This window comes from Streptomyces axinellae, assembly GCF_039532135.1.
Taxonomy (GTDB): Bacteria; Actinomycetota; Actinomycetes; order Streptomycetales; family Streptomycetaceae; genus Streptomyces; species Streptomyces axinellae.
In genome coordinates, this window is record NZ_BAAARJ010000018.1 from 78,984 (window position 1) to 96,066 (window position 17,083).

10 protein-coding genes are annotated in these 17,083 nt (G+C 71.7%); 5 read left to right on the top strand and 5 right to left on the bottom strand.

Annotated elements, in window-relative coordinates; translation table 11 throughout:
- Nucleotides 1-28: 28 nt before the first annotated feature.
- Nucleotides 29-1,555, bottom strand: coding sequence for a 30S ribosomal protein S1 (rpsA, locus tag ABD339_RS24870; RefSeq protein ID WP_344568791.1), 1,527 nt, complete (start codon nucleotides 1,553-1,555; stop codon nucleotides 29-31).
- 365 nt (nucleotides 1,556-1,920) lie between these two features.
- On the opposite strand from rpsA, the gene ABD339_RS24875 reads away from it, so the two are divergent.
- Together ABD339_RS24875 and hrpB are read left to right on the top strand one after the other, a co-directional pair.
- A complete protein-coding gene (locus tag ABD339_RS24875; RefSeq protein WP_344568793.1) occupies nucleotides 1,921-2,919 on the top strand; it encodes a class I SAM-dependent methyltransferase in 999 nt (332 codons plus the stop codon).
- On the top strand, nucleotides 2,820-5,540 hold the full coding sequence (hrpB, locus tag ABD339_RS24880) for an ATP-dependent helicase HrpB (RefSeq protein ID WP_344568795.1): 2,721 nt from the start codon (nucleotides 2,820-2,822) through the stop codon (nucleotides 5,538-5,540). Before ABD339_RS24875 ends, hrpB begins: the two co-directional genes overlap by 100 nt.
- Before the next feature lie 95 nt (nucleotides 5,541-5,635).
- Here the strand turns inward: hrpB and pgfA are convergent, their stop codons facing one another.
- The 4 genes from pgfA to polA all read right to left on the bottom strand — a co-directional run bounded on the left by pgfA (nucleotide 5,636) and on the right by polA (nucleotide 11,879).
- Complete coding sequence (pgfA, locus tag ABD339_RS24885) at nucleotides 5,636-6,688, bottom strand: cell envelope lipid trafficking protein PgfA (protein ID WP_344568797.1); 1,053 nt, start codon at nucleotides 6,686-6,688, stop codon at nucleotides 5,636-5,638.
- 12 nt (nucleotides 6,689-6,700) lie between these two features.
- Entirely contained in the window at nucleotides 6,701-6,835 is a 135-nt protein-coding gene (locus ABD339_RS24890; protein ID WP_344568799.1) for an SPW_0924 family protein, read from the bottom strand.
- A 246-nt stretch (nucleotides 6,836-7,081) separates the two neighbouring features.
- Complete coding sequence (locus ABD339_RS24895; protein ID WP_344568801.1) at nucleotides 7,082-8,767, bottom strand: lytic transglycosylase domain-containing protein; 1,686 nt, start codon at nucleotides 8,765-8,767, stop codon at nucleotides 7,082-7,084.
- 373 nt (nucleotides 8,768-9,140) lie between these two features.
- The gene (gene polA, locus ABD339_RS24900; protein WP_425576084.1) at nucleotides 9,141-11,879 is read right to left on the bottom strand and encodes a DNA polymerase I; all 2,739 of its coding nucleotides are present in this window, start codon (nucleotides 11,877-11,879) and stop codon (nucleotides 9,141-9,143) included.
- A 321-nt stretch (nucleotides 11,880-12,200) separates the two neighbouring features.
- Here polA and ABD339_RS24905 point away from each other — a divergent pair, with 321 nt between their 5' ends.
- From ABD339_RS24905 to ABD339_RS24915, 3 genes are all read left to right on the top strand, one after another.
- Nucleotides 12,201-14,495 carry an FdhF/YdeP family oxidoreductase gene (locus ABD339_RS24905; protein WP_344568803.1) on the top strand — a complete coding sequence of 765 codons (2,295 nt, stop codon included), beginning with the start codon at nucleotides 12,201-12,203 and terminating at the stop codon, nucleotides 14,493-14,495.
- A 47-nt stretch (nucleotides 14,496-14,542) separates the two neighbouring features.
- The gene (locus ABD339_RS24910) at nucleotides 14,543-14,995 is read left to right on the top strand and encodes a PaaI family thioesterase (protein ID WP_344568805.1); all 453 of its coding nucleotides are present in this window, start codon (nucleotides 14,543-14,545) and stop codon (nucleotides 14,993-14,995) included.
- 833 nt (nucleotides 14,996-15,828) lie between these two features.
- Nucleotides 15,829-17,073 carry a branched-chain amino acid ABC transporter substrate-binding protein gene (locus tag ABD339_RS24915; RefSeq protein ID WP_344568807.1) on the top strand — a complete coding sequence of 415 codons (1,245 nt, stop codon included), beginning with the start codon at nucleotides 15,829-15,831 and terminating at the stop codon, nucleotides 17,071-17,073.
- The last annotated feature ends 10 nt before the right edge of the window (nucleotides 17,074-17,083 follow it).

Consider the following 17,083-nt stretch of genomic DNA (forward strand, 5'->3'; position numbering starts at 1 on the left):
GTCGTGGGCTTGAGCCCGGGGTCAGCCGTCAGCTCTGACCACCGGCAAGCTTCTCGCGGAGCGCGGCGAGTGCCTCGTCGGAGGCCAGCGCGCCGCTGTCCTCATCCGAACCCTCGGACGAGTACGAGCCGCCGCCACCGCCCTGGCCGCCGCTGCCACCGCCCTGCGGTGTCGGGGCGCTGGTCGAGGTGGCACCCTCGGCAGCGGCCTGCTCGTCGGCCTCGCGGGACTTGATGACCTGCGCCTGGTGCTGCTCGAAGCGGGACTGCGCCTCGGCGTACTGGTTCTCCCACGCCTCGCGCTGGGCCTCGTAGCCCTCCAGCCAGTCGTTGGTCTCCGGGTCGAAGCCCTCGGGGTAGATGTAGTTGCCCTGGTCGTCGTAGGACGCCGCCATGCCGTAGAGCGTGGGGTCGAACTCGACGGCCGACGGGTCGGCGCCGAACGACTCGTTCGCCTGCTTCAGCGAGAGGCTGATGCGGCGGCGCTCCAGGTCGATGTCGATGACCTTGACGAAGATCTCGTCGTTGACCTGGACGACCTGCTCCGGGATCTCCACGTGGCGCTCGGCCAGCTCGGAGATGTGGACCAGACCCTCGATGCCCTCGTCCACGCGGACGAACGCGCCGAAGGGCACCAGCTTGGTGACCTTGCCGGGGACGACCTGGCCGATCTGGTGGGTCCGGGCGAACTGCTGCCACGGGTCTTCCTGGGTCGCCTTGAGCGACAGGGAGACGCGCTCGCGGTCCATGTCCACGTCCAGGACCTCGACCGTGACCTCCTGGCCGACCTCGACGACCTCGGAGGGGTGGTCGATGTGCTTCCAGGACAGCTCGGAGACGTGCACCAGTCCGTCGACGCCACCCAGGTCCACGAAGGCACCGAAGTTGACGATGGAGGAGACGACGCCGGAGCGCACCTGACCCTTCTGGAGGGTGGTGAGGAAGGTCTGGCGGACCTCGCTCTGGGTCTGCTCCAGCCAGGCACGGCGGGACAGGACCACGTTGTTGCGGTTCTTGTCCAGCTCGATGATCTTGGCTTCCAGCTCCTTGCCGACGTACGGCTGGAGGTCGCGGACGCGGCGCATCTCCACGAGGGAGGCCGGCAGGAAGCCGCGCAGGCCGATGTCCAGGATGAGGCCGCCCTTGACGACCTCGATGACGGTACCGGTGACGATGCCGTCCTCTTCCTTGATCTTCTCGATGGTGCCCCAGGCACGCTCGTACTGAGCGCGCTTCTTCGAGAGGATCAGGCGGCCTTCCTTGTCCTCCTTCTGGAGAACCAGGGCCTCGATCTCGTCGCCGACGGCCACGACCTCGTTCGGGTCGACGTCGTGCTTGATCGACAGCTCACGGGAAGGGATGACACCTTCGGTCTTGTAACCGATATCGAGCAGGACCTCGTCCCGGTCGACCTTCACGATGACGCCGTCGACGATGTCGCCGTCGTTGAAGTACTTGATCGTCTCGTCGATCGCGGCGAGGAATTCTTCCTCGGAACCGATGTCGTTTACCGCAACCTGCGGAGTGGTGGCGGAGGTCTCGGTGCTGCTCGTCATGTGGTTAACGGTCTCCGGTACGGACATTGAGTCGTAGGTACTGCTACGCCGAGAGCCCTTGATCGCACCACGTGCAAGCCAGCCGGACAGCCTTGAGAGACAGGAAACCCGAGGGGACATACAACCGATGCGAGCGCGGCCTGCTCCGTCTGAGGCGCACAGGCCCGCAGCGCAACTTGTAGCATACGGGGGCCGCTGGGCATGGTCAATGCGCGAAAGAGCACACCTGGGATGGAACGACCCATACCCGGCAGAACTCGCCGCTTTACATGGTCAGATGGCCCGCCCCGGCGCGGTCCGGAGATCGTCTCCGGTGTCCCACGGGGACGGCAGCGGACATCAACGAGAGTACGGCGGCAGGCGCTATGGAACAAAAGCACGATGCGGGCGGGGGTGTCCAGCCCGCCGCGCACGGCGGCACGGCAACCGGCCACGAGGCAGTCGATCACGAGACCGGCGGCCGTCAGGACACCACTCACAGCGGTGCTGCGGCCCCTGACGAGAACGTGCGGGGCGAGGCTGTGCTGGACGAGGCCGTGCAGGCCGTACGGCGGCCCGCCGGGGGCGGGGAGAGCAGCCGCGCGAACCGTGGCTGGTGGGACCGCAACGCCGACGAGTACCAGAACGACCACGGCGGTTTCCTGGGAGACGCCCGCTTCGTCTGGGGCCCGGAGGGTCTGGACGAGGCGGCGGCCGGGCTGCTCGGGCCCGCCTCGCAGCTCGCCGGGCTCGACGTGCTGGAGGTCGGTGCCGGCGCGGCGCAGTGCTCGCGCTGGCTGGCCGCACAAGGCGCGCGGCCCGTCGCGCTCGACCTCTCCCACCGTCAGCTCCAGCACGCGCTGCGGATAGGCGGTGAGGACGGTGGTGGCCGCGGCGGTGAGCCCGGCGAACCGGGATTTCCGCTGGTCGAGGCGGACGCGCGGGCGCTGCCCTTCGCCGACGCGTCCTTCGATCTGGCCTGCTCGGCGTACGGAGCGCTCCCGTTCGTGGCCGACCCCGAGCGGGTCTTCCGCGAGGTGCGGCGGGTGCTGCGGCCGGGCGGGCGCTGGGTCTTCTCGCTCACCCATCCGCTGCGCTGGTGCTTCGACGACGAGCCCGGTCCAGAGGGCCTCGTCGCCCTGGCCTCCTACTTCGACCGCACCCCCTACGTCGAGCAGGACGAGCAGGGGCGCACGGTGTATGCGGAGCATCACCGGACCATGGGCGACCGGGTTCGGGAGCTGGTGGGCGCGGGCTTCCGGTTGGAGGACCTCGTCGAACCGGAATGGCCGGAATGGAACCAGCAGGTCTGGGGCGGCTGGTCCCCGACGCGCGGCCGCCTCCTGCCCGGGACGGCGATCTTCGTCTGCTCCCGGCCGGAGTGAGCCGCTCGGTGCGGCGGACGGGGGAGCTGGCGGGGCTGCCCATCGGGGAGGCGCTGCCCCGGGTGCGCGCGGCGCTGGCGGAGTGCGGGGCCGCCGTGGTGCACGCCCCGCCCGGTACCGGCAAGACCACCTTGATCCCGCTCGCGCTGGCCGGCCTGCTCGGGGACGGTGAGCCCGCCCGCACCGTCCTGGTGGCCGAGCCGCGCCGGATGGCGGCCCGCTCGGCGGCCCGCCGGATGGCCTGGCTGCTGGGCGAGGAGCCCGGGGGCAGCGTCGGCTTCACCGTGCGCGGCGAGCGCCGCGCGGGTCCGCGGACCCGGGTGGAGGTCGTCACCACCGGCGTTCTGCTGCAACGCCTCCAGCGCGACCAGGAGTTGGCCGGGGTGGACGTCGTCCTCATGGACGAGTGCCACGAGCGGCATCTGGACGCCGATACGGCGCTCGCCTTCTTGCTGGACGTGCGCGCCACGCTCCGCCCCGACCTGCGGCTGATCGCCGCTTCCGCGACGCAGGACAGCGCGGCGTGGGCGCGGCTGCTGTCGGCTCCCGTCGTCCATGGCAGCGGGACCGGCCACCCCGTGGAGACGCGGTATGCCCCGCCGCCGTCCGGGGTGCGGCCCGCGCACGGTACGTGGGTCGATCCGGCGCTGCTGCGGCATGTCGCGGCGACGGTGCGCGAGGCGCTGGAGACCGTGCCGGAAGGCGATGTGCTGTGCTTCCTGCCCGGCGTCGGGGAGATCGACAGGGTCGGCGCTCTGCTGGGGGGCGCGGGGGATCCGGGCGCCGAGGTGCTGTCCCTGCACGGCCGCGCCCCGGCCGCGGCGCAGGACGCGGTGCTGCGGGGCGGCGGCGGGGGCAGGCGGCGGGTGATCCTCTCGACCGCCGTCGCCGAGTCGAGCCTGACGGTGCCCGGCGTGCGGGTTGTGATCGATTCGGGGCTCGCGCGGGAGCCCCGGATGGACCATGCGCGGGGCCTGGGCTCACTGGCGACAGTCCGGGTCTCCCGCGCGGGCGCCGACCAGCGGGCCGGCCGGGCGGGACGTGAGGCGCCCGGGGTCGCGTTCCGGTGCTGGCCCCGGGGCGAGGACGCGGGCCGGCCCAGGGAGGCGTCGCCCGAGATCACCGTCGCCGATCTGACGGCCTTCGCGCTCCAGGCCGCCTGCTGGGGCGACCCCGGTGCCGCGGGGCTGGCGCTGCTGGACGTACCGCCGCGCGGGGCGATGACGGCGGCCCATGACACCTTGCGGGCCGTCGGCGCGGTGGACGAGGCGGGGCGGGCGACCGCGCGGGGCGGCCGGATGGCCCGTCTGGGCCTGCACCCCCGGCTGGCCCGCGCGCTGCTGGACGGTGCGGCGGCAGTGGGTCCTCAACTGGCGGCGGAGATCGTGGCGTTGCTGAGTGAGGAGCCGCCGCGCGAGTACGGCGACGACGCGGCCGAAGCGCTGCGGCGGGCCCGCAGGCGGCGCGGGGGCGACGCGTACGGGGCGCGCTGGGCCGCGGAGGTACGGCGGTTGCGGGCGCTGCTGGGCGGCGGGGCTGGGCAGGAGGGCGGCGGCAGGGCCGGAGGCGGCCCGGCGGGCGGGGCCCGGTCCGCGCCACGGCCGCGCTCCCTCGGTGACGACGAAGCCGTGGGCCTGGTCATCGCGCTGGCCCAGCCGGAGCGGATCGGGCGGGCGCGGGGCGGCGCCTCGTATCTCATGCTCGCCGGAACCGGGGCCGAGCTGGGCGGGGACAGCGCGCTGCGGGGTACGCCATGGCTGGCTGTGGCCGTCGCCGACCGGCCGGTGGGCGCCGCCTCGGCCCGCGTGCGGCTCGCGGCGGCCCTCGACGAGCGGACGGCGCTGGAGGCGGCGGGCGCGCTGCACGAACTGCGCGAGGAGGTGCGGTGGGATGCCGCACAGGGCGCGGAGGGGGATGTCGTGGCGCGGGAAGTGGAATCCCTCGGCGCGGTCCGGCTCGCCGTACGCGCCCTGCCCCGTCCGGCGCCCGAACGGCTGCGGGCCGCCGCGCTGGAGGGCCTGCGTCGATCAGGACCCGGGCTGCTGCGCTGGACGGAGGGGGCCGTCTCGCTGCGGCGGCGGCTGGGGTTTCTCCACCGTGCGCTGGGCGAGCCGTGGCCCGACGTCTCGGACGAAGCGCTGCTGGCGCGGGCCGGGGAGTGGCTGGGCGCGGTGCGCTCCCGCGCCGACCTGGCCGCGACCGATGTCGCCGCGATGCTGACCGGGCTGCTGCCCTGGGCGTCGGGGGAGGCGGCGAGGCTGGCGGAGCTGGCGCCGGAGCGGATCGAGGTCCCTTCGGGGTCGCGTGTCCGGATCGACTACGAGCAGTATCCGCCGGTGCTGGCCGTCAAGGTCCAGGAGATGTTCGGCGCGCGGGAGACGCCGCGGATCGCGGACGGCCGGGTGGCGGTGCGGGTGCACCTCCTCTCCCCCGCCGGGCGCCCGGCGGCCGTCACCTCCGACCTGGGCTCCTTCTGGCAGAACGGGTATCCCGCCGTACGCGCGGAGCTGCGCGGTCGCTATCCCAAGCATCCCTGGCCGGAGGACCCCGTCTCGGCGGAGGCGACGCGGCATACGAAGGCGAGGCAGGCGGCGCGGGGGCGGGGCCCCTCGGGGAGCTGACCTGGCCTCCCCTCGCCGCCAAGCCCTCGTCCGCCGCCGTGCCCTGTGTCGTCGGTGTGCCGTCGGCGCGCGGCTGTCGTTGCCGCGCGGCGCTGTCACACCTGAAGCCGGTGCCTGCCGGGCGGACCTGCCGGCCGGTCCCCGTCCCCCTCGTTGCCGTCGTCGCCGTCGTCGCCGTCCGCTCCCGGGAGTGTGCCGGGGGCGGCGTGGCCCCGGCCCCGGCTCCTGGCCTCCAGGGTGAGGGAGAGGGCCAGCAGGATGCCGCCGAGGGCGAGGAAGCCCCAGGGCAGGTATGTCGTCATCGTCAGGACGAGTTGGCGCTGGGAGGAGACCAGATCGACCGTCGCGTCCTGGAAGTCGGGGCGCATCTTGACGTGTCCGGCGAAGGCGGTGAGCGGCTTCTTGCCGGGCTTGCCGCTCCAGCGCATCTCCTCCTTGTGGATCTCCTGGCCGTCGAGGGGTGCGCCGGTGGCCGGCTCGACCCAGAACATCCGCTTGGTGGTGTACCAGCGCTCCAGCCCCATCTGCCCGACGACCTCGGGGGTGGCTCCCAGGGGCAGCTTCTTGGGGACCTTCACCTTCGTCCAGGGGATGTCCTGCTCGAAGTAGTAGACCTCCATGCCGCGCACGGTGCGGGTGCCCTTGTAGTGGATGGGGGCCGAGGTGCGGGTCTGGAAGTCGAAGTATTCGTAGTCGCGCTTCTCGGTGAGGAAGGGCCACTTGTACTCGATGCCCTCGCGGCGTACCCGGTCGCCGTCAACGTGTTCGCCGGGGTCGTGGACGGGTTCTTGGGAGTGGGCGTCGAAGATGTAGCGCTCGGGGATCTGGGAGACCATCTTGCCCTCGGGGTCGGCGACGTAGCTGAGGGAGTCCCAGACGACGACGTCCCGCCCCGTGCGGTCCTTGACCTTCCCGGCCTCCGGCGCATTGCCCTTGAGGGTCTGGACGATGCTGACCTTCTCGACCTTCTTGGACTTCATGGTGGCGTAGTCGAGGAGGGTGGCGTTCTTCGCCTCCAGCACCATTTCCTGGTACTGGCCGGGCGGGATCTTCGCCAGGCGCGGGAAGGCGTACCAGCGGATCAGGGGCGAGAGCGCGGCGAAGAACACCGCCAGCGCCAGGAGGACGAGGCTCGCTTTCCTGCGCATGCTGCCTCCTGTTCACGGGTGCCGGGGGACGGTGGTGTGCAGCGGCTTCTTCGAGGTCTCGCCCGGTGGTGCGCCCACGGCCGTGATCGCGAAGACGAGCGCGAGGGCGGCGGCCAGGCCGATGACGGCCGCGATGAGGGCTCGCATACGGGGCCTCCCGGGGGTGGGCACGGCGAACTGATGCTCCGTCAGTTGCCGGGCCACGGTAGCAAGCGCGGCGAGGGATGGGAACCCGGCCGTGCTTGATCGGGATCCGAAGTGCGGGCGCCCGCCCGGGACTTGCGCTCGGGACCCCGCACGGCCCCGGCCCCTGAAACGCCCTCGCCCCCGGTGCGGGGCACCGGGGGCGAGGGGTGTCTGGCAGGTGAAGCGCGGAAGAAGGGGCGAGGGGGGTCAGCCCTTGATGGTGAGCTTTACCTCCAGCTTGGCGCCGCCGGTGGCGGTGAGGGTCAGGGTGTAGTCACCGGGGTTCGCGTCGGCGAAGAGCGCGGGGAGCCGCAGCACACCGTTGGGGTCGGTCTTGAGGCCCTGGAGAGTGCGCAGCGGATTGCCGTCGGCGTCCTTGAAGAAGGGGCCTTTCTCCGTGTCGGCCAGGGCCGCCGTCACCGTGACACCGGCCGCAGCCTTGTCGCCCCGGGTGGCCTTGACCTCGACGGGGTTCACGAAGGCACCGCCCTTCCCGGCCTCCAGCGGCGCCTCGCCCGTGCGGGCCAGCGCGTCCGCCCTCGGGGCCGTCACCGAGGCGCCGAACTCGACGGTGCCCAGGCCCTTGCCCGGGGCCGAGGCCCGCACCGTGAAGGGGCCGGGCTTGTCGCCCGCGTGCAGCATGGGTGCGGTGGCGAGGCCCGCGGAGTTCGTGGCGACGGCCACGCTCTTGATGCCGCCGGCGAAGCCCGCGCCGGTCTCGCCGCTGATCTCGAAGCGGACGCGGACGCCCTTGACGCCCTTGCCGTTGGACGCCGTGACCTTGACCTGGGGCCGCTGGGCGAAGCTCTCGCCTGCGGCTGCGGTGATGTCCTGGGCGCCGACGCGCTTGAGGGAGGAGGGCGCCGTAGGAGTGGGGGACGGAGTCGGAGTCGGGCTGGGGCTGTGGCCGCCGCCCCCGCCGGAACCGCCGCCGGGGCCGCCGTTGCCGGGCTTGGTGTGGCCGGAGCCGCCCTTGCCGCTCTCGCCCTTGCCGCCCTTGCCTCCGCTTCCGGCGCGCTCGACCGAGCCCGGGGAGGACTCGCCGCCCGAGCCGCCGCCCGCCCCGGGCGAGGTCGGCAGCGCGCCCGCGCCGTCGGGGACCGAGTGGGCGCCCTTGCGGTAGTAGTCGAACCAGGCGAGGACCGTGCGCAGGTAGGCACTGGAGTTGTTGTAGCTGAGGATCGCCCGGTCCAGGTCGGCCTTGACGCTCAGGTCGCGGCCGTCCGCGCACAGGTACGCGCCCGCCGCGAGCGCGGCGTCGTAGACGTTGTCGGGGTCCTCGCGGCCGTCGCCGTTGCCGTCCGCGCCCCACCGGTTCCAGGTGGAGGGTATGAACTGCATGGGTCCGACGGCCCGGTCGTACTGGGTGTCGTCGTCCCACCTGCCGCCGTCGGTGTCCTTGATGCTGGCGAAGCCCTGGCCGTTGAGCACCGGACCCAGGATGGGCCGCAGCGTCGTGCCGTCCTCGTCCACGGCGCCGCCGCGCGCCTGGCCCGACTCGACCTTGCCGATGGCGGCGAGGACCTCCCAGCGCAGCCCGCAGCCGGCCGAAGAGGAGGCCAGCGATCTGGCCGCCTTCTTGTAGGCGTCCAACACCGAGGCCGGGATACCCGATTGGTCACCCGAGCCGCCGGGGGCCGAGCCACCGGGCGGGTTGGGGGTCTCCAGCGGCGGCAGCTCGGTGTGGTACGAGTCGTCGCCGGACGTGCCGTCCCTGGCCGCATCCGGGCGGCCGTTGTCCCCGTGCTGCTCTCCGCCCAGTTCCACCCCGGGCGCCTGGGACGCGGTCAGCGCCGCCATGACGAGCGCTGCCACCGCCGTCCCGCCCAGTCCACGGCGGAGCCTCTTGCCGCTCAGCGCTCTGCGCCGCCTGCCCGTGACGCCCTGCCTCATTGCCGCGTGCCTGGCCCGGTATCGCACCATAAGTCAGTCCCGTCCTCTCCCCTGGGGACGCAATCAACGTGACCTTACGGCACCTGCGGGGCCCAAGTCAGCGGTCATCGGGCACTTACGGCTCTCCTGGTCCGCGATCCGGCCCGGTTCCCGCGGCATTTACCCGGGTGTCACCCCAACTCCCCCCGCGCGTACGGCAGATCACCGCGCCCGCGGCGGCCCCGGTGCGCCGGGGAGCGCCCCTGGCGCCCCCGGGGAGCCGCCCCGGGCAACCGGAGCGGCGGCTCTCCCCGCGCACCGGGTGGCGGACCGGCACACCAGGTGGCGGACCCGGCGCGCGGCACCGCCTGCCAGTGCGCCGCCGGCTCGCATGTCAGTGCGCGGCCGACTCCCAGTCCTGGCCCACACCGACCGAGACGTCCAGGGGCGCGCGCAGGCTGACGGCCGTGGACATCTCGGCACGCACCAGCTTCTCGACCTGCTCCCGCTCCCCCGGGGCGATCTCCAGCACGATTTCGTCGTGGACCTGGAGCAGCATCCGCGAACGCAGGCCCGCGGCGCGGATGCCCGCATCGACCTTCAGCATGGCGACCTTGACGATGTCCGCGGCCGTGCCCTGGATCGGCGCGTTGAGCGCCATGCGCTCGGCCATCTCGCGGCGCTGCCGGTTGTCGCTGGTCAGGTCGGGCAGATAGCGGCGGCGGCCCATGATCGTGTGGGTGTAGCCGGTGGCGCGGGCCTCCTCGACAGCAGTCCGCAGGTAGTCCCTGACCCCGCCGAAGCGCTCGAAGAAGGTGTCCATCAGCTTGCGCGCCTCATCCGGGGCGACGCCCAGCTGCTGGGAGAGGCCGAAGGCGGACAGACCGTAGGCCAGGCCGTAGGACATCGCCTTGATCTTGCGGCGCATCTCCGGATCGACCGCGCTCTTCTCCACCCCGAAGACCTGCGCGGCCACGGTGGTGTGCAGGTCCTCACCGGAGGTGAACGCCTCGATGAGGCCCGCGTCCTCGGACAGGTGCGCCATCACCCGCAGCTCGATCTGGCTGTAGTCCGCCGTCATCAGCGACTCGTAGCCCTCACCGACGCGGAAGCCGCGGCGGATGGCCCGGCCCTCGTCGGTGCGCACGGGGATGTTCTGGAGGTTCGGGTCCGTGGAGGAGAGCCGGCCGGTGGCGGCCACCGTCTGGTTGAAGGAGGTGTGAATGCGGCCGTCGGGCGCGATCGTCTTGATCAGGCCCTCGACGGTGGTGCGCAGCTTCTGCTGCTCGCGGTAGCGCAGCATGATCACCGGCAGTTCGTGCTCGGTCTGCCCCGCGAGCCAGGCCAGCGCGTCCGCGTCCGTGGTGTAACCCGTCTTGGTCTTCTTCGTCTTGGGCAGGCCCAGCTCGCCGAACAGGACCTCCTGGAGCTGCTTGGGCGAGCCGAGGTTGAACTCGTGGCCCACCGAGGCGTGGGCCTCGCTCACCGCCTGCTGCACGGCGTCGGCGAACTGCTGCTCCAGGCCCGTCAGCCACTCCCGGTCCGCGCAGATACCGGCCCGCTCCATACGCGCCAGCACCTCGGAGGTGGGCAGCTCCAGGTCGCGCAGCATCTCGGCCGCGCCGACCTGCTCCAGGCGCTCCTCGAAGGCGACGCCCAGATCGAGGATGGTGCGGGCCTTGACCATCAGCGCGTCCGCCTCGGCCCGCTCGTCCACCCCCAGCGCGAGCTGCCCGTCCGCCTCGGCCGCGGGCCCCAGCTCGCGGGCCAGGTACTCCACCGACAGCGCGTCGAGCGCGAAGGAGCGGCGGCCGGGCTTGTCGAGGTAGGCGGCCAGGGCGGTGTCCATCCATACGCCGCCGACGCTCCAGCCGTGCTCGGCGAAGACGCGCGTCAGGGACTTGGCGTCGTGCATGACCTTGCGCTTGCCGGAGTCGGCGAGCCAGGCGGCGAACGCCTTGTCGTCGTCCTCGGACAGCTGCGCCGGGTCGAACCACACGGCGGGGCCGGCCGCGGTGGCCAGCGCCACCTCGCTCACGCTGCCGCTGCCCAGCTTCCACACGTCCACCGTGGCCGCGCCGAGCGTGCCGGAGCCGTGCTCGGCGAGCCAGGGGCCCAAGGTGCCGGGCTCCACGAGGGTGCCCTCGACCTCGACGCCCTCGGCCACGGCGGGAGCCTCCTCCGTGGCGTTGCCCGGGTCCACGGCGAAGAGGCGGTCGCGGAAGTTCTGGTGGCGGAACTCCAGCGCGTCCAGGATGACGGCGAGGGCGTCCCTGTCGTACGGGGCGCGGACCAGGTCCTCGGGGCGGTCGGGCAGCTCGACGTCGCGCACCAGCTCGGTCAGCCGGCGGTTGAGCTGGACGGCCTCCAGGTGGTCGCGGAGGTTCTGGCCGGCCTTGCCCTTGACCTCCTCGGCGCGGTCGGCCAGCTCGGCGAAGGAGCCGAACTCCCGGATCCACTTGGCCGCGGTCTTCTCGCCGACGCCGGGGATGCCCGGCAGGTTGTCGGAGGGGTCGCCGCGCAGCGCGGCGTAATCCGGGTACTGCGCCGGGGTCAGGCCGTACTTCTCCTCGACCTTCTCCGGGGTGTAGCGCGTCAGCTCGGAGACGCCCTTGGTCGGGTACAGCACCGTGATGTTGTCGTTGACCAGCTGGAAGGCGTCGCGGTCGCCGGTGACGATGGAGACCTGGAAGCCCTCTTCCTCCGCCTCGGTGGCCAGTGTGGCGATCACGTCGTCGGCCTCGAAGCCGTCCACCGCGTAGCGGCGGACCTTCATGGCGTCGAGCAGCTCGCCGATCAGCTCCACCTGCCCCTTGAACTCATCAGGGCTCTTGGACCTGTTGGCCTTGTAGTCCGAGAACTGCTCGGAGCGCCAGGTCTTGCGCGAGACATCGAAGGCGACGGCGAAGTGCGTGGGCGCCTCGTCGCGCAGCGTGTTCGCCAGCATCGAGGTGAAGCCGTAGATCGCGTTCGTCGGCTGGCCCGTGACCGTGTTGAAGTTCTCCGCAGGCAGCGCGAAGAAGGCGCGGTACGCCAAGGAGTGTCCGTCCATGAGCAGAAGGCGGGGCCGGGCCTCGCCGCTCGCTGTCTCAGGTGCCTGCTGGGTCGTCTTCGCTGCTGCCTTCTTAGCCACGAGTCCGATCCTCGCATGCGGCACTGACACTCTCGGCGCGGCGGCGCGGAGAGCGCGGTGACAGGCGCCGGGCCGGACCCCGGTACGCGCCGCCGCGCCCCGTTGGCGTTCACGCCGTGCGCCCGTACGTGTTCACGCGGTGCGGCCCGGTCCCGCGGCCAGGTGTGCGGCTCGGCCCGACGGCCGGCCCGACACCCGGTCCGACGGCTGGTCCGGCATCCGGGCCGGCATCCGGTCCGGCATCCGGTCCGGCATCCGGTCCGAGGGTCCGGGCCCCGGCCCGGGTGCCCACGGCAGGTGATAAGTGGCACCATCTGACTCATGACGCGTAAGCCGCCCTCCTCCGACCCTGTTCAGGACGCCCCCGAGGTCGGGGCGCCGCATCATGCCGCGGCCGGGCTGCCGGCTGTCGGGCATTCACTGCGTATCGCCCGGCAGCAGATGGGTGTGAAGCGCACAGCCCTGACCCTCCTGCGCGTCAACCAGAAGCAGGGGTTCGACTGTCCGGGCTGCGCCTGGCCGGAGGGTGACAAACGGCACGCGGCGGAGTTCTGCGAGAACGGCGCCAAAGCGGTCGCCGAGGAAGCGACCACCCACCGGGTCACCCGGGCGTTCTTCGCCGAGCATCCGGTCGACGACCTGGCGGGGCGCTCCGGATACTGGCTCGGCCAGCAGGGCCGCCTCACCGAACCCATGTTCCTGCCCGAGGGCGGCGAGCGCTATGAGCCGATCAGCTGGGAGCGGGCCTTCGCGCTGGTCGCCGAGGAGCTGAAGGCACTCGCCTCACCGGATGAAGCGGTCTTCTACACCTCGGGGCGCACCAGCAACGAGGCGGCGTTCCTCTACCAGCTCTTCGCCCGCGAGTACGGCACGAACAACCTGCCCGACTGCTCCAACATGTGCCACGAGTCCTCCGGTTCCGCACTGACCGAGACCCTCGGCATCGGCAAGGGCAGCGTGCTGTTGGAGGACCTGTACAAGGCCGACCTGATCATCGTCGCCGGGCAGAATCCGGGCACCAACCATCCGCGCATGCTCTCCGCTCTGGAGAAGGCCAAGGCGGGCGGCGCGAAGATCATCACTGTCAACCCGCTGCCCGAGGCGGGTCTGGAGCGGTTCAAGAACCCGCAGACCCCCAAGGGCCTGGCCGGCGGCGGCACCGCGCTGACCGACCTGTTCCTCCAGATCCGCCTCGGCGGGGACCAGGCGCTCTTCCGCGTGCTCAACCGGATGCTGCTGGAGCGCGAGGGGGCCGTGGACGAGGAGTTCGTCCGGGAGTACACGCACGGCTTCGAGGACTTCGCGCGCGCCGCGCGGGCCGCCGACTGGGACGAGACGCTGACGGCCACCGGCCTGGAGCGCGCCGGGATCGAGCGCGCCCTGGAGATGGTGCTGGCCTCCCGGCGCACCGTCGTGTGCTGGGCCATGGGCCTGACCCAGCACAAGCACTCGGTGCCCACCATCCGGGAGGTCGTCAACTTCCTGCTGCTGCGCGGCAACGTCGGCCGGCCGGGCGCCGGGGTGTGCCCGGTGCGCGGGCACAGCAACGTGCAGGGCGACCGCACCATGGGCATCTTCGAGCGCCCGGCGCCGGAGTTCCTGGACGCGCTGGAGAAGGAGTTCGGCTTCGCACCGCCGCGCGAACACGGCTTCGACGTCGTACGCGCCATCCGGGCGCTGCGCGACGGGCAGGCCAAGGTCTTCTTCGCGATGGGCGGCAACTTCGTCTCCGCCTCACCCGACACGGAGGTGACCGAAGCCGCGATGCGCCGGGCGCGACTGACCGTGCACGTGTCCACCAAGCTCAACCGGTCGCACTGCGTGACCGGCGCGCGGGCGCTGATCCTGCCGACGCTGGGCAGGACCGAGCGCGACACCCAGTCCGCAGGCGATCAGTTCGTGACCGTCGAGGACTCCATGGGCATGGTGCACGCCTCCCGTGGCCGACTGGCTCCCGCAAGCGCCCAACTGCTGTCCGAACCCGCCATCGTCGCCCGCCTGGCGCGCGCCGTACTCGGCTCCGGCAGCGCCACACCCTGGGAGGACTTCGAGGGGGACTACGCCCTCATCCGGGACCGCATCGCCCGCGTCATCCCCGGCTTCGAGGACTTCAACGCGCGCGTGGCGCACCCCGGAGGGTTCGCGCTGCCGCACGCGCCGCGCGACGAGCGCCGCTTCCCCACCGCCACGGGCAAGGCCAACTTCACGGCGGCACCCGTCGAGTACCCGAAGCTGCCCGAGGGCCGCCTGCTGCTGCAGACGCTGCGCTCGCACGACCAGTACAACACCACCATCTACGGCCTGGACGACCGCTATCGCGGCATCAAGAACGGCCGCCGCGTGGTGCTCGTCCGCCCGGAGGACGCGCGGGCGCTCGGGCTGGAGGACGGCGCGTACGCGGACCTCACCAGCGAGTGGAGCGACGGGGTGGAGCGGGTGGCGCGCGGCTTCCGCGTCGTCCACTACCCGACAGCGCCCGGCTGCGCCGCCGCCTACTACCCCGAGACCAATGTGCTGGTCCCGCTGGATGCCACGGCCGACACGAGCAACACCCCGGCCAGCAAGTCCGTGGTGATCAGGCTCACCCCCGCGGGCGAGGAAGATCCGCTCGTCTGACCTAAGCTCGAAGCGGACGACGAACGAGAGCGATCGGAGCCGCGCGCATGGGTGAGAAGAGCACGACGAAGTTCCCCCAGGAGGTCCTGGACCAGTGGGCGGACTCGGGGCTCGACTTGTCGGCGCTCTTCTCGGCCGGGCACCTGGGCGAGCGCATGGGCCTCCAGATCGTGGAAGCCTCCCCCGAGCGCGTGGTCGGCACCCTCCCGGTCGAGGGCAACACCCAGCCCTACGGGCTGCTGCACGGCGGCGCGTCGGCCGTGCTGGCCGAGACGCTCGGCTCGGTCGGCGCGATGCTGCACGGCGGCCCCCGCAAGGCCGCCGTGGGCGTGGACCTCAACTGCACGCACCACAGGGGGCCGCGCTCCGGCCTGGTCACGGGCGTGGCCACCCCCACGCACCGGGGCCGCACGATGACCACGTACGAGATCGCCATCACCGATGAGGACGGCAAGCGGGTCTGCTCGGCCCGGCTCACCTGCCTCCTGCGCGATGCGTAGTCGGCAATCCGGCTGATTTTCCCGCGAACGTGGAGGCCGGGGTCGTCCCGGATTCCGCCGGGCCCTCACCGTCGTGGCCGCGCGCCGTCGCGGCGGTACGAGCGCCTGGCCCGCTCTCGCGGACGTACCGCCCGCCGCCGGTTTCTCGCGAGCGTGGGGGCCGGGGTCGTCCCGGATTCCGCCGGGCCCTCGCCGTCGTGGCCGCGCGCCGTCGCGGCGAGAAGGGGCATGCGCCGTCGTGATCACGCGCCGTCGAGGTGAGAAGGAGTGCGCGCCGTCGTAGTCGCGCGCGGCGGGGGGCTCGTGACGCGTAAGCGGGCGAGGTGGTGACCGGGGCGGCTCGAGGGGTGTGGCTCCGTGCCCGGGTGTGGTCCGGGCGGGGCGCGCCGATGGGGGGGCGCGGCTGCTCCGACTTCTGGTGACCCTGCGTAACCTGCGCACCGCGCAAGATCTCCGCTGCCTCCCCGGTGATCACTATGCGCGATCACTGAGCCGCGCCTTCCGTACGGTATGCGGACCCTCTCCGCGGGGCCCCGTGCGCGTCCCCTGAATCAACTGCGGCTTCGCCACGCGAAACGTGTCCGCCACATCCCCGTAACAGAGCGGAAGTTGGGGGGAGCCGTGGATCGTGACTGTCGGCTGTATGACGGTGATAACAAGAGAGTCACATCCTCTCCCGCACCTCTGCCCGTCTTCACCCCATCCCCATAGAGTCACCGCCAGTCACCGCGCCGCCGGGCGTGTACGACAAGCACCGATCTGTACCTCCGTACGGCCCGGCGCGCGAGACGGCCACTCACCACGAGGGCCGCGCTCTGGGGAAAGGACTGATCGTGCGTCACCGTTCCTTGCTCATACTCACCACCACCGTCACGGTGGGAGCTCTCACCCTGTCCGCGTGCGGCTCACGCGACGACAAGGGCAGCAGTGGCGACAGCGGTGCGGAGGCCACTGTCGTCATCGGGCTCGACGCCCCGCTGACGGGTGATCTGTCCGCGCTCGGCCAGGGCATCAAGAACTCCACGGACCTCGCCGTCAAGACCGCCAACAAGAACAAGGAAGTCAAGGGCGTCACCTTCAAACTGGAAGCCCTCGACGACCAGGGCCAGGCCGGTACCGGCCAGCAGAACGCCACCAAGCTCGTCGGCAACCAGGACGTCGTCGGCGTGGTCGGCCCCCTCAACTCGCACGTGGGCCAGTCCATGCAGAAGGTCTTCGGCAACGCCGACCTGGTCCAGGTCTCCCCCGCCAACACCGCGCCCCAGCTGACGCAAGGCCCCGACTGGCAGTCCGGAAGCAAGAAGCGCCTGTTCAAGACCTACTTCCGCACCGCCACCACCGACGCCGTCCAGGGCCCGTACGCCGCCCAATACCTGTACAACAAGAAGAAGTTCAAGAACGCGTACATCATCGACGACAAGAAGACCTACGGCGCGGGCCTGGCCGGAACCTTCGGCGACGAGTTCAAGAAGCTCGGCGGCAAGGTCGTCGGCACCGACCACATCAACCCCGAGGACCGCGACTTCTCCGCCGTCGCCACCAAAGTCGCCAAGTCCAAGGCCGACTTCGTCTACATCGGCAGCGAATACCCCACCGCCGCCCCGCTCTCCGCACAGATCAAGAAGGCGGGCGGCAACATGCCCGCCGTCGGCGGCGACGCGCTCTACAGCCAGGAATACATCAAGCTGCACAAGAAGAAGTCCGAAGGCGACATGGCCACCTCCGTCGGCGCGCCCCTGGAGACCCTCGACACCGCCAAGCAGTTCATGAAGAACTACAAGGCAGCCGGCTACAAGCTGCCCTACGAGGCATACGGCGGCTACTCCTACGACAGCGCCTGGGCCATCATCCAGGCCGTCAAGGCCGTCGTGGACAAGAACGACGGCAAGCTCCCCGACGACCGCGACGACGCCCGCAAGCAGATCACCGAAGCCATGCAGGACGTCAGGTTCAGCGGCGTGACCGGCGACGTCGCGTTCGACAAATACGGCGACACCACCAACAAGCAGCTCTCCGTCTACGAGGTCAAGGGCGGCAAGCACGTGCCCGTACAGACCGGCACCTTCCAGGGAAGCTGAGCCTCCTCCC